The sequence below is a fragment of the Photobacterium sp. R1 genome (assembly GCF_054600795.1).
In genome coordinates this window covers 1-307 of the sequence record NZ_BAAHZP010000357.1, presented here as the reverse complement: position 1 = coordinate 307, position 307 = coordinate 1, and the positions used below count along the sequence as shown (strand labels likewise).

The window sequence follows — 307 nt, the reverse complement described above, 5'->3', positions numbered from 1 at the left end:
AACGCAAGAGGAGGAGCAGAAATTTTCCTTTCCTCGCTGCTACTTGCTTAGGAATGCACCAGTTAAAACAGAATATTGCTGAGAGCCACAAAAAAACACACCAATAGCGATGATTCGATGATGGATTGATCCAGATCATCAGCCCATTCGCCAAGGCCCATTAAGCTTGAATTCAGTTTCCCAGGCAGAGGGCATCACATGGAATTTTGGCTAGATTTACTCTTTGGTAATCCGGTTGGCCTATCATCAATGATAGTGATTTTCGGTGCATTGGGGCTAATGCTCTTCTATGGTGGTTATTTTGTCT

General features: G+C 43.3%; 1 protein-coding gene. It reads left to right on the top strand.

All coding sequences use genetic code 11. The annotated features are described in order from the left end of the window. Positions 1-198: 198 nt before the first annotated feature. Positions 199-307 (top strand): DUF3149 domain-containing protein (locus ACYP03_RS25405; protein WP_459782590.1); only part of this gene is annotated, 109 nt, incomplete at its 3' end.